14 protein-coding genes are annotated in these 13,174 nt (G+C 36.6%); 9 read left to right on the top strand and 5 right to left on the bottom strand.

Going from position 1 to position 13,174, the window contains the following annotated elements; all coding sequences use genetic code 11:
- Nucleotides 1–88: 88 nt before the first annotated feature.
- The 3 genes from BUA76_RS01010 (at nt 89) to BUA76_RS01020 (ending at nt 3,025) form a co-directional block, all read left to right on the top strand.
- The gene (locus BUA76_RS01010; protein ID WP_072882769.1) at nt 89–736 is read left to right on the top strand and encodes an outer membrane lipoprotein periplasmic chaperone LolA1; all 648 of its coding nucleotides are present in this window, start codon (nt 89–91) and stop codon (nt 734–736) included.
- Between the two features lie 87 nt (nt 737–823).
- A complete protein-coding gene (locus BUA76_RS01015) occupies nt 824–2,284 on the top strand; it encodes an LptF/LptG family permease (protein WP_072882771.1) in 1,461 nt (486 codons plus the stop codon).
- A gap of 99 nt (nt 2,285–2,383) precedes the next feature.
- Nucleotides 2,384–3,025, top strand: coding sequence for a hypothetical protein (locus tag BUA76_RS01020; protein ID WP_143149832.1), 642 nt, complete (start codon nt 2,384–2,386; stop codon nt 3,023–3,025).
- A 53-nt stretch (nt 3,026–3,078) separates the two neighbouring features.
- Here the strand turns inward: BUA76_RS01020 and frr are convergent, their stop codons facing one another.
- Complete coding sequence (gene frr, locus BUA76_RS01025; RefSeq protein WP_072882775.1) at nt 3,079–3,633, bottom strand: ribosome recycling factor; 555 nt, start codon at nt 3,631–3,633, stop codon at nt 3,079–3,081.
- A 144-nt stretch (nt 3,634–3,777) separates the two neighbouring features.
- Nucleotides 3,778–4,485, bottom strand: a complete 708-nt coding sequence (pyrH, locus tag BUA76_RS01030) for a UMP kinase (protein ID WP_072883355.1) — start codon at nt 4,483–4,485, stop codon at nt 3,778–3,780.
- A 370-nt stretch (nt 4,486–4,855) separates the two neighbouring features.
- Here pyrH and porQ point away from each other — a divergent pair, with 370 nt between their 5' ends.
- The 5 genes from porQ (at nt 4,856) to BUA76_RS01055 (ending at nt 8,027) form a co-directional block, all read left to right on the top strand.
- Nucleotides 4,856–5,848 carry a type IX secretion system protein PorQ gene (gene porQ / locus BUA76_RS01035; RefSeq protein WP_072882777.1) on the top strand — a complete coding sequence of 331 codons (993 nt, stop codon included), beginning with the start codon at nt 4,856–4,858 and terminating at the stop codon, nt 5,846–5,848.
- Nucleotides 5,849–6,020: 172 nt separating this feature from the next.
- Nucleotides 6,021–6,695: a (d)CMP kinase gene (gene cmk / locus BUA76_RS01040; RefSeq protein WP_072882778.1), complete on the top strand. Its 675-nt coding sequence runs from the start codon at nt 6,021–6,023 to the stop codon at nt 6,693–6,695.
- Between the two features lie 93 nt (nt 6,696–6,788).
- A complete protein-coding gene (locus BUA76_RS01045; RefSeq protein WP_072882779.1) occupies nt 6,789–7,136 on the top strand; it encodes a YtxH domain-containing protein in 348 nt (115 codons plus the stop codon).
- A gap of 81 nt (nt 7,137–7,217) precedes the next feature.
- Nucleotides 7,218–7,526, top strand: coding sequence for a phage holin family protein (locus tag BUA76_RS01050; RefSeq protein WP_072882780.1), 309 nt, complete (start codon nt 7,218–7,220; stop codon nt 7,524–7,526).
- Between the two features lie 3 nt (nt 7,527–7,529).
- Nucleotides 7,530–8,027 carry a phosphoribosyl-ATP pyrophosphatase gene (locus BUA76_RS01055; protein WP_072882781.1) on the top strand — a complete coding sequence of 166 codons (498 nt, stop codon included), beginning with the start codon at nt 7,530–7,532 and terminating at the stop codon, nt 8,025–8,027.
- A gap of 71 nt (nt 8,028–8,098) precedes the next feature.
- Here the strand turns inward: BUA76_RS01055 and BUA76_RS01060 are convergent, their stop codons facing one another.
- Nucleotides 8,099–8,830 carry a TrmH family RNA methyltransferase gene (locus tag BUA76_RS01060; RefSeq protein WP_072882782.1) on the bottom strand — a complete coding sequence of 244 codons (732 nt, stop codon included), beginning with the start codon at nt 8,828–8,830 and terminating at the stop codon, nt 8,099–8,101.
- On the opposite strand from BUA76_RS01060, the gene tamL reads away from it, so the two are divergent.
- Entirely contained in the window at nt 8,816–11,413 is a 2,598-nt protein-coding gene (tamL, locus tag BUA76_RS01065) for a translocation and assembly module lipoprotein TamL (RefSeq protein WP_072882783.1), read from the top strand. The genes BUA76_RS01060 and tamL overlap by 15 nt on opposite strands.
- Here tamL and BUA76_RS01070 read toward each other — a convergent pair.
- Nucleotides 11,410–12,027, bottom strand: coding sequence for a SanA/YdcF family protein (locus BUA76_RS01070; protein ID WP_072882784.1), 618 nt, complete (start codon nt 12,025–12,027; stop codon nt 11,410–11,412). The genes tamL and BUA76_RS01070 overlap by 4 nt on opposite strands.
- Nucleotides 12,024–13,148 (bottom strand): ferredoxin--NADP reductase, encoded by a 1,125-nt coding sequence (locus BUA76_RS01075; RefSeq protein WP_072882785.1) that lies wholly within the window; start codon nt 13,146–13,148, stop codon nt 12,024–12,026. The genes BUA76_RS01070 and BUA76_RS01075 overlap by 4 nt, the downstream gene beginning before the upstream one ends.
- Nucleotides 13,149–13,174: the final 26 nt, after the last annotated feature.

Consider the following 13,174-nt stretch of genomic DNA (forward strand, 5'->3'; position numbering starts at 1 on the left):
AGTTTTTGAGTGACCTGCGCAGTTAAAGGCCAATGAAGTTTAACTTTTAACAATAAAGCAAGTCTAAAGATTAAAGATTTAAATAAAAATGAAAAATAGTATTTCAAAAATTATAGTGAGCAGTATGGTTGTGGGCGTAGTTGGATTTGCCAATGCCCAGAAAATTGACGCGAAGGCAAAAAAAATTCTGGATGATATTACGGCAAACTATAATTCCAAGAAGAATTCTTATTTTAAATTTTCTTTCGGAACAGGAACCAACGGACAGGTTTCAAAAACGGAACCGGGAATTTACTATGCCGCCGGAGATAAGTATAAGTTAAAGATCATGGAAACGGAACAGATTTTTGACGGCAACAAAATCTACAATATCAATACGGAAGATATGGAAGTAACCGTTGCAAAACCCAACGGAAGCGGATCTATGTTCTCCCCTATCAACTATCTTTCCACCTACAGAAATGATTATAATGTAACATACAACGGGAAGAAAAATGTAAACGGTGTAAATACAGATTTTATTAAATTGACACCAGTAAAAGCGAATGGAATACAATATGTGTATTTGTTTGTAGACCCGGTAAAAAAACAGATGGTAAAGCTTGAACAGCATGGAAACAACAAAGATGTTGCAGTGATTGCCATTAAAGAGTACAAAGAAAATCAGAATCTGGATCCGGGAATGTTTGTTTTTGATAAAAATAAATACAAAAATTACCTGATTACCGAGCTTTAAAAGCGAGCTGTTTTACAGATTATAAAAATTTCATAAAATATAAAAGCTGCAAAGGAAACTTTGTGGCTTTTTCATTAATTTTGGCACATGTTAAAAATACTAGACCGATATATTATAAAAACTTTCTTCGGACCGTTTTTCTTTATATTCAGCGTGCTGTTTTTCATATTTATTGTGAATATCATCTGGGTTCAGCTGGGACAATTTATGGGAAAAGGACTCAGCACCTTTCAAATTCTTAAACTTCTTTTTTATCTGGGAGTAAGCGTGATCAGTATGGTATTGCCATTGACGATTCTTCTGGCAAGTATCATGTCCTTCGGGGAATTCGGGGAACGGTATGAGCTTGCAGCCATGAAAGCCGCGGGAATTTCGCTCACCAGGGTAATGCTTCCATTGCTTGGTGTAACGGTTGTTCTTTCAGTCATGCTGTATTTTTTCTCCAATAATATTATTCCGGATTTTCAGCGAAAGGCGAAAAATATGCTCTTCAATATTGCACAGACCAAACCAGCGCTCAACTTCACGCCGGGTCAGTTTATCGATCAGATTCCCGGATACATGGTGAAGTTTGATAAAATAAGCGGGGAAAATGGGGAAAATATCGACGGTGTTTTTATCCATAAAAAAGCAACCTCTTATGATAACCAACAATCAATCGTAGCAGAAAAAGGAAAATTTGTGCCGGCTGCCAACAAGAATTATCTTAAACTCATTCTTTACAACGGATATGTGTACGAAGACAATTTTGCAGGAAAAGCGGAAAATGTACGCCTGAAACAGCCTGATCAAGCTATAAAATTTGATTCGCTGACTTCGCATTTTGACGTAAGTGAAATTATTAATAAAGCAATCGAAGAAGAAAAAATTACGGATGATTACCGTTTCCAGACATTCAACCAGCTTGATAAAACTATTGATCAGACCAAGAAGGATAACAATAAATTCTTTACCAATATAAATAATGATGTTCTGGGTCAAACCAACTCTGTGATAACGTATATGGATACCAAACAGAACAGATCCAAAGCAAAACCCAAGCAGCTTTTAAAGCTTGATACTTTAAAAAATGACAAAAAGCTGGAGATTATTAATAATGCGTATACCCGCCTTGAAAACCTTAAAGGTACCGTCGACGGTAAAAATAATGAAATCGATCCTGTCGTTAAATATTACGGGAAAGTGGTCATTTATCAGCAGAGAATTGTTACCTATTCATTCACCTGTATTATCTTCTTCCTGATCGGTGCAAGTCTCGGATCTATCATCAGAAAAGGAGGAATGGGACTGCCCGTGATTATTGCCATTGTTATTTTCATTATATTTTATGTCATTAACGTTGGAGTGGAAAATATGGCCTGGTCCGGAAAAGTAAATCCTTATCTTGCGGCCTGGATTCCTAATCTTGTTTTATTTCCTTTCGGGATATGGATGACCTATAAGGCACTTACCGATTCGCAGTTATTTGATGCGGAAAAATACAAGGCATTCTTTAAACCGGTCACGAAGCTGTTCGTCAAAAATCAGGAACATAAAAGATATCAGTAATATTAGAAGATCCGGAAATTCCGGATCTTTTTATTTTCAGTACAGGTGATTGTCATAGCATGTTTTTTGTACTAATGAGGCAGCCAAAACCATTTACATATGAAAAATATACTGACTGTTCTAAGTCTTATTATGATCATCTCCTGCAAAAAAGAAGATGCAAAAGCAATCAAAAAAAAACAATCTGAAGATCCAGCAATAAACAATAACACTTCTTTGATAACCAGAGATGATTCAATAAAAACAATTGATGATATAAAGAAAGAGTACGCCAGTATAAACAGTATGCTAATCTCAAAGAAATTAGATTCAACGCAATTCAGCTATAATTGTGATGAAAGAGAAGGTGAAGTTACCCTTTACTATAAAGATAAGAAGCTTGCAGCCGTGAAGGATTTTTATGCGGAACACAGCCATTTTTCTTCTTCAACCCTTTATTTCATAAAAAACGAGCAGGTGTTTTTTATTTTCAATGATGAAACAGTCTGGAATTTTGATGACAGCGGAACTCCTGAAAAACCGGAGACAAAGGATGATATTAAAGAAAAAAGGATTTATATTTTAGATCATAAACCCGTTCAGTGTTTTGAGAAAAACTATTCCGTATCTTCCAAAGGAAATAATAAGAATCCTCAAACCATTTCCAATAAAGAAACAAAATGTGATATTGCTGAATTGATGAAAAAATATCAGCTTATCGTTAAAAATAAAGACAGGAAAGGCGGTATCAACTGCCTGTAACAAAAAAGCGGCTTCAAATTCTGAGGCCGCTTTTATATTGTATTTTCTGAAAATTAGACTTTCATGATTTCAGCTTCTTTTACTTTCAGATGCTCGTCACAAATTTTCACATACTTATCCGTAAGAACCTGGATGTCAGCTTCAATACCTTTAATAATATCTTCAGATACACCGTCAAGCTTTTTAAGCTCTTTCAGACCATTTTGTCTTGCATTTCTTACAACAACTTTCGTATCTTCAGTTTCAGATTTTGCCTGTTTTGCCAGCTCTCTTCTTCTTTCTTCTGTTAACGGTGGAACATTAAGAATAATATTGATCCCGTTGTTAGATGGGGCAAAACCAAGATTAGAATTAATGATCGCTTTTTCAATATCATTAATTGCTTTAGCATCCCAAGGTTGAATAGAAATCGTCATGGCATCCGGGATAGAAACATTGGCAACCTGATTGATGGGAGTGAGTGCTCCGTAATATTCTACCATTACATCCTGAACCATATTTGTAGACGCACGTCCCGCTCTGATTCTTTGAAATGCATGATCCAGGTGCTTAACAGCCGCTTCCATATCGTGTTGCACAGACTCTACTATAAGATCTAATTCTTCCATTATATAATAAAAATTTGATAAGTTACACATTTTGAAGATTCAAGTTAAAAGTAAAGCCTACCTACTTACAAACTTCATCACCGGTTCTACTTGGCTCTTTCACTTTTCACTTTTTACTTTTCACTTTTTACTTTTCTCTTAAAATTACAAATCAACTAAAGTACCAACATTTTCTCCGTCAACAATTTTTTCAAGATTTCCGTCTTTGTTCATATCAAAAACGATAATCGGCAATTTGTTTTCGTGGCTTAACGTAAAAGCAGTCATATCCATTACTTTAAGGTTTTTGGCGTAAACTTCGTCGAAAGATAATGAATTATATTTTACGGCATTTACATTTTTTTCAGGATCGCTGTCATAAATTCCGTCTACCCTGGTTCCTTTTAAAATGACATCCGCTCCGATTTCAATTGCTCTTAATGTTGCCGCAGTATCGGTTGTGAAATAAGGATTTCCTGTTCCGGCTCCGAAGATCACTACTCTTCCTTTTTCAAGATGTCTCACTGCTCTTCTTTTGATGAAAGGTTCCGCTACTTTGTCCATTTCGATGGCAGACTGCAATCTCGTTTTGATACCGGCATCTTCCAGTGCTCCCTGAAGTGCCATTCCGTTGATTACCGTTGCAAGCATGCCCATATAATCGCCCTGCACTCTGTCCATTCCTTTGGCAGCTCCGGCCACACCGCGGAAAATATTTCCTCCTCCAATTACAATGGCAACTTCACAGCCTTTGTCCACTACTTTTTTGATCTCAGCTGCGTATTCCTGAAGCCTTTCGTTGTCAATACCATATTGTCTGTTTCCCATTAAGGCTTCACCACTAAGTTTCAGAAGGATTCTTTTATATTTCATCTTTATTTTTAAATACATTTTATCGGTTGGTTCGTCAGAAATTTGACTTTGCAAATATAATCATTAATCAGGTTGATTTTTAATTCCGGATTAAATTTTTAAAGGTTGTTTCTGAAGCTGTTTTCAGGTGAGCAGTTTGATCACGTTAAAAAGCTGTATTTACTATTTATTTGAAGCTTTTTCCCGCTTTCCACTGTATCTTTTCGGGTACGGGCTCCGCTTTGCTCCGCCCGCACCCGAAAAGGATGTCGTTTCAATCGGGGCTAATAAGACGTAAATTTCAAAAAAGTTAAAATTTCCCGGTAAATAATGTGAGAAATATTTTGAAAAGTACGAAAAAGGATTATTTTTGCATTACTAATAAACTGAATTGAAGAAAATTGTCATTTTTTCATTATTTCTGTCAGGGATTGTTTCTTATGCACAAACAGGAACAAACGTTTACCCGTTTTTAAATATTCCGGTTTCTGCGAGACAGGCTGCACTTGGCGGCGATGCAATTTCAGTAAGAGATCATGATGTTTCCTTTGCCATTGCAAACCCGTCATTGCTTAATAAAGATTCCGATAACCAGCTGTCTGTAAATGCGGCGGCATACCTTGCCGATTCCAAATACGGAACAATAGCCTATGCCAAAGATTTTGATAATGGTCACATGGCTACTATCAATGCACGCTACATGAGTTACGGAGATATTCCCAGAACTGATGAAAGTGGTTTCGAAAACGGAACATTCAAAGCTTCCGATGTAGCCATCGGTGCAGGATATGCGTATCAGTTTGAAGAAGACTGGACAATAGGCGGCGGATTAAATTTTATCACTTCTAAGATTGATAACTATACCTCTTCGGCCATATCAGGAAACGCAGGAATTACTTATCACAATAGAAAGAACAAAGAAACGGCTTCTCTGGTATTCAGAAACTTCGGATATCAGTTCAAATCATTCAACGGAACCCGGGAAAATCTTCCTTTCCGTGTGGATTTAGGATATACCCGGATTTTAAAAGCAATTCCGCTGGCGATTACCATTACCGCGCACGATCTTCAGGAATTTGATATTTCTTCACAATACAATGTAAACGGTCAGGAAGTAAATCTGGGTAGAAAAATTGCCGATCACTTCTCCCTGGGTGCAGAATTGTTTCCTGAAAAAGGATTCAACATCAGGCTTGGATATAATGTAAAACGAGGAAACGAACTGGCAGTGGCAGATCAGAGAAACTTCTCCGGGCTTTCCGCAGGGTTTGGGATTAAATTATCAAGATTCAGAATCGATTATGCCCATGTAAGGTATCATAATTCAACCAATGTTAATCAGATTGGTGTTTCCGTAGATCTTGTAAGCCATGCCGGAGAATAATTAAATAAAAATCATTTAATAAATATATCCCTGAATTTATTCGGGGATTTTTTAATTTAAATATTTGATGTAAAGCCGGTTCTGTATACTTTGAACAACTTGCTGCATATAATCATCAATAAAATACGATTACTTTACTTGGTTTTTAATAAAAAATCTGGAAATTTGTGTCATGAAAAAACCTGTTATAGCAATCGATGGGTACTCGTCTACCGGAAAAAGTTCAATCTCTAAAATTATTGCCCAAAAATTGGGGATTATTCACCTGGATACGGGTGCACTCTACAGAGGAGTTACCTGGTTTGCTCTTCAGAATTGTTTGAATGACGACGGATCAATTAATCTTCAAAGTCTGTTTTCTTCTTTTGATGAGATAGAGCTTGAATTTAAAAATGATAATGGAGAACTGGTTCTTTTCTTAAATCATATTGACATTTCAAAAGCCATCCGTACCAATGAAGTGTCAGAAAACGTAAGTTTTGTCGCAAAACAGAAGGAAGTACGTGATTTTCTTCTGCAGTCACAGCGCTCTTTGGCAGAAAAAGGAGGTATTATCATGGATGGACGTGACATCGGGACAGTAGTTCTGCCAAATGCGGACTATAAGTTTTTCCTGACGGCAAGCATTGATGAAAGAACAAAAAGACGCTATCAGGAACTGATAAGTCTGGGAATCGAATCCAATGAACGACAGGTAAAAGAAAACCTTATTATACGCGATAAGATTGACAGTGAGCGGGAAATAGCACCACTCAAACAAGCAGATGACGCCATAGTTATCGATAATACCAGTATTTCAAAAGAAGAAACCATAGAAAGTATTCTTTCTTACATCAAAAATATTTAACACTTTTTAATAGATATTTGCTTCCTTTGGTATATTAATTGTACAAATATTAAGCAAGTAAAACTAGTATATTAACTATTAAAAAAAACGAAAATGTCTAAGAAAAACAATACAGCGGGTATTTTGGCAGGGCTTCTTGCAGGTGCTGCGGCGGGTGTAATTTTAGGAATGCTTTATGCTCCGGAAGAAGGTAAGGAAACCAGAAAAAAAATTAAAGAAAAAGCCAATGATATTAAAGATCAGGCTAAAAATAAATACGGAGAGGTTTCTGAAAAGGTAAAAGACCAGTACAGCAATATTTCTTCTACTTTCAAAGAAACAGCAAGTAACGTTGCTCACACGGTTAAAGACGGATACGATAAATACAAAGATCAGATTGTTTCAAAAACTGCAGATGTAGTAAAGAATGTAGAATCTGAACTAAATGATCTAAAACAATAAAATAATTTATTTTTTTAGGTAAATTATGAGAAGGAACTTTATAAACAAAAGTTCCTTTTTTTGTAACTTTAAATAAAAACAATGATTGAAACTATTAAAGAATACGCATCAAAAAGAATTGACCTCCTGAAAATTGAAGCCACTGAAAAATCTTCACTTTCAGCCGGAGTTGTTACCTATCTTGTTTTAATGTTGGTAGCCTTTGGTTTTTTCATTATCCTGTTCAACTTTGGGATTGCATTTCTTATCGGAAAAGCAGTAGGTGGTACTTCGTATGGATTTCTGATTGTAGCAGCATTTTATTTTCTTATCATGATGATTTTAATGGTATTTAAAAAGAAAATTGTAAATTATGTCGCAGATCAGGTTATTAAATTTTTAAATCATTAAACTATGGGCAGAAAGTATGAAAGCTTAGAAGAATTAAGAAGAAAGAAAAAACTGTTGAAACAGGAAATCGAAGGATTGGAAGATCTTCTTACATTCAAGAACACAAAAGAAAGTTTAAGTGCATTCACCAATGGTTTGACAGATCCGTATCTCGAAGAAAAAGTAGATGAAGATGGCGACGAAAAAGTTGTTCTGAAAAAAGACGTAATTGCCAAACAGATCACTTCCGAAATAAAAGGAGCATTAATCAATAAAAACACGGCAATGGGCATTGCAGGCTCTGCATTAAAAGGAGATGCTGTAGATATGCTGATTAAACTGGGAGTTACTGCCATTGTGGGAAACTATGCCAGAAAAAGCCTTAAAAGTTCAAATTGGAAAAGAAAAGTTGCCGGAGTAGCACTCATTTATCTTGCACCAATTGCATTAAGATTTATCAGAAAGAAACTGGAAAACTACCAGAAAAATCAAAGTGTTTCAAGCATGGAGCAGCTTATTTGAGTTGTAGTGTGGGAGCGTTTGAGTGTTTTAAGTTATTTATGATTCATCAACTCTCCCACTCTCAAACTCTATTACTCTCTTTCACTGAAAAGTTGCCCTAAAATAATACCCGCAGCCATAGAGACATTAAGGCTCTCCGTAGATTGTGATTTTCCGAATCTGGGGATCATAACGCTTTTTTCCAAAAGTTTTTCGGTTTCAGGACGCATTCCGTTTCCTTCATTTCCAAGGATCAGATTCATTTTTTCAGGTCTGCTAAATGAATAGATATTTTCACCGTCCATATCCGTACCGATATTGATATTTTTAGTTCCGGAAAGATATTCCACTAAATCGCTGTAAATAACATTCACTCTTGTAAAAGATCCCATGCTGGCCATGATCACTTTAGGATTATAAAAATCAACCGTATCTTTACTACAGATAATCTGCTCAATACCAAACCAGTCGGCAAGACGTATAATTGTACCCATATTTCCCGGATCCTGAATGCCATCCAGCACAAGCTGAAGATTTCCATCATTCAGCTTTTTCTCTTCATTAAGGTAACAAACGGCAACAGAATCTTTCGGATTTTGCAGAAAGCTTATTTTTTTAAGCTCATTATCAGAAATATGGGTTACAGGAACATTCGCACGGTCCAATTTTTGCGGATCGGTAGAAAATATTTCTTTAATTTTAAAGTTAGAATTGAAAAGTTCAGTGATCGTTTTATTACCTTCAACCAAAAACAAATTGTATTTTTGTCTGAACTTTTTTTTATCTAAAGATTGTAAAACTTTTATTGTATGAGCTGTAAGCATTATAAGAATTCTCCTCAAAAGTATTATAAAATTATATCATTTGCAACATTTGTAGGTCTCCTTTATGCTTGTAGCACCACCAAAAAGGTTCCGGACGGAGAATATCTGCTGGTACAGAATAATTTTGAATTTGAAGATAAAAAAACTCCGTTTGATGGTGAACTGAAAGGCTATGTACAGCAAAAGCCAAATAAAAGGCAGTTTCTTTTTATGCCGCTCAGTTTATGGCTTTATAATGCTGCCAATCCAAAATATGATACGCTTCTAAACGAATATATGACGTATCCTAATGAATTGAGAAATCAAAAACTAAGAGATTCTCTTTTTATTAAATACAATATGAAAAGCAGTGTTGGCAAAAGCTTATTTTTTGACAGGTTATATCATAACTGGGGTTCGGCACCTGTAATCCTGGATCAGACTAAAACGGAAAAAAGTGCGGAATCAATAGAGAAAAGACTTACCTACCGCGGATATTGGGATGCCGAAGTAAAGTTTAAACATGATCTTGATTCAGCAGCAAAAAAAGCAGCGGTAACCTATTTTATTACCCATAAAGATCCTACCTACATCAAAGATTACTACTATAACATCACAGACCCGGCTGTAAAAAATATCTATCAGCAGAAGATCAGGGAAAGTCTGATCAGGCAGGGACAGATATTGGATCAGACAGTTCTTGAAAAAGAAGTCACGAGAATCAATGATCTGATGAAGGATTACGGATATTACCGGTTCAATAATCTGGGGGACGAAGTTTATTTTATCGCCGACTCCCTAAAAAGCAGAAAGCAGGTTCCTTTAACCCTTGAAATCCATAAAGATTCTCTGGACAGCCCGTACAAAGTTTCTACAATAGGGAATATTGATGTTGCCATTGTAGATGAAGTTGGAGATTATCCTAAAAATACAAAAAAAGACAGCTTAAGAGGAATACGTTTTCACAAGGTAAATAATCAATACGATTCAAGAGCAATATGGAGGGCGATTACTGTTGGAAATAAACAGGTATATGATCAGAAAAAATTTGATCTTACCAGAAGAAATCTTTTGGCAATGAACAATTTCAGCATACTCAAATCAAGAGACTCTTTAAGACACGGAGGCGGTGCTGCCCCCAATGACAGTATCATTGATGTAATGTATGTTCTTAAACCACTTCCGAAATATGAGCTCAAGCTCGGTACGGATGTCAATTATTCCCAGCTGCTGAATCTCGGGGTATCTCCTTCGGTAGATCTTACGACAAGAAATGTTTTTGGCGGAGCAGAAAACCTTTCCACCAGCCTTTCGGGAACTTTCGGATCCATAAGAAGTACCAAAGATATCAACAGCAGGGTTCTTGCTTATGAAATTTCCGCCCAGGCATCTTTAAATTTTCCAAGATTGCTATTGCCTTTCGATTATTATAAATTGCTTCCGAAACGGTACAGTCCTACATCATCCATCGTGTTGGGAGCTTCCGTGCAAAATAATATCGGTCTTGGAAGGGTAAACTTTAATACGGGTTTAAATTATCTTGCCACCGTAAACGACAAAGTGTCTCACAGGCTTACCATATTCAATACGCAGCTGAGTTTAACCAAAAATAAAGATGCTTATTATGATTATTTCGTGAATGATGATGAAATAAGAAGAGAAGTATTTAATGATTATTTTGCATTCAACCCTTCCCTAGCGCAACAATTCGCTTCAGGACAAAAGACGATAGACGAAGTCTCAAAAGAAATTGTATTAGATACGGATTATGTTTCAACACTCAATCAGCAGGGAGCTGACAAACTTTTAGCATTTTTGGGAACGCTTGTCAATAAAGACCGCCAGACACAGGATGTTTTAATTTCTTCTTTTATTTACAATTTTGTATATAATGAAATCGGGAAAAAAGATTATCCCAACTCATTTTATTTTAACGGTAAAGTAGAACTTGCAGGAAATATCTTCAGCATTTTTAATCAGAAAAGAAATGAAGGCGGAGTTATTACCAGTCCCGAAAGAACTATTTTCGGTGTTCCATATGCACAATTCGTAAAATTTGATTTTGATATCAGAAAATATTTTAAATTTAGTAAAAATACCCTTGTGCTGCGGCAGTTTGTAGGGCTTGGAATTCCTTACGGAAACTCTTCCAGCATGCCGGTAATCAGATCCTATTTTAACGGCGGAGCCAATGATATCAGGGCGTGGGTGCCTTTTGGCGGACTAGGTCCTGCAGATTCACAAATCGATGAGCGCGTACGTACTTACATTACGGAAAACCTGAAACTTACCACCAATATTGAATTCAGGGTTCCGTTTAATGAAACCTATGAAGGAGCGCTTTTCACGGACATCGGTAATATCTGGTCTTTGAAAAACTCTAATGAAGCTGCTTCGGATGAGTTTAAGCTTAATAAATTCCTCAAACAGGTCGGTGTCGGGAGTGGTTTCGGGTTAAGGGCAAACATTGCTTATATCACCTTAAGACTTGATCTTGCGTATAAAATGTATGATCCTAATAAACCTGAAGGCGACCGATGGAGACTGAAATATTTCCAGCCGTTTAAACCAACATTGAATATCGCATTCGGATATCCGTTCTAATCCGGTGAAATTCCTAAAGCAAAATACACGACAGCAACCGTTCTGGCTAAAATCTCCCGGAATTGGTTTCTGTAGTAGCTTTCAGGCTTGGTAACGTCCTGGGCGTCAAATCCCAGTGCGTTCATATTGTTGTTCCTTGCAAAAAGCAATGCCCGGAGATTGTGGAAACCCTGCGACACAATAATTACATTATCTTTTCTATACACATCTTTACAGCGAAGAATACTTCGGTAGGTGTTAAATCCTTTCGGGTCTTCGATAATGATTTCTTCCGGAACTCCTTCCTGGTAGATCAGGTAATTTTTCATCGCTGCAGGTTCATCGTATCCTTTGCTTTTTTCACCACTCACCAATATTTTTTTTATTTTTCCATGGTGATAAAGTAATGCTGCCGCGTCCATTCTTTTGGTGAAATACGGATTGGATTGTCCGGATCGCATTTTTGGTGAAGTTCCCAAAACCAACGCAACTTCTCTCGGCGGAATTTTAGAGATCTTGTTGTATGTCCGCCCGTCCGTGAGCGCGAAAACCCAGGCATTAGCAAGACATATCAGCAGGATCATGATCTCCACTGATATCAATATGAGGTTAAATATGTTTTTTATTATTCTCAACTCAGATCAAAGTTAAGCTTTATTTTCTTGCTTTTGGCAACAGACATACAAGCCAGGATATGTCTTTTTTCTTCTTCTTTTTCCGTAAGATATTCATTTTCCAGCAGCTCTACCTTGCCTTCTTCAAGAATGCATTCGCAGCTTCCGCAAATGCCGGATTTGCACGAATACGGAACCGCAAACTTCTGAATCAGCAATTGCTGCAATATTCTTTCCTTATTATCCGGAAGATTAGTAACATAAGTTTTTCCAAGCATCGTAAATTCTACATCAATATTTTCGATAATCGGAAATTCTTTTTCCACAGGATAAATATCGTCATTATATTCCTCAAAAAGTTCAAAATGTATATTTTTCTTAGGGATTCCGTGGTGATAACAGGCATTGGCCAATGTTTTAATCATATCTCCTTTCCCGCAGATCAGGACTTCGTCTACAGCATCCCAGATCGTAGATTCTTCATCGGTATCGTCCAAATGAAGAATCTGATTGATGATAAGGCTCAACTTTTTATCATCCAATCTTCCGTGAAAAAAACTGTTCGATTGGTTTTCCCTGGAAAAGAAATAAAAAATCTGAAGCCTCTCGCCGCAGGTCCGGGCAAGATTGTCGAGCTGGTCGCGGTAAATCATGTCCTCAGAAGATTTGTTGCCAAAAAAAAGGAAAAGTCTTGTTCTTGGTTCTGTATGAAGAATGTTTTTAAAATGACTGAGAATAGGCGTAATTCCAATACCTGCAGCAAATCCAACAATGGTTCTGAACTCGCTGGGTTTGGAAATGAGTGTAAATCTTCCGGCCGGTTCACTTACCAGCAGAAGATCTCCTGTATGATAATTTCTGAATAATTCTGCTGCGTCTCCTTCTGGGGAATTCATCTTTATTCCCAAAGCAATTTTTTTTTCGTACGGTGCGGAAGTCATTGAATAATCTTTGATAACATTCTGCCCGTGAGACCTGAATTGTATACTGACAAACTGTCCTGCTTCAAACCTGAAATTCTCCTTCAAATCCTCCGGAATTTCAAACTCCAGAGAAAAAGTATTTTTGGTCAGTTCTTCCTTTTTCGTTATTTTTAGCCAATGAAACTTTGTAAGTTTCCCCTTATAGATTTGTTGTTCCATACTTCAATTCAAAAATAGATAAAAAA

It is taken from the genome of Chryseobacterium takakiae (assembly GCF_900129385.1).
Taxonomy (GTDB): Bacteria; Bacteroidota; Bacteroidia; order Flavobacteriales; family Weeksellaceae; genus Chryseobacterium; species Chryseobacterium takakiae.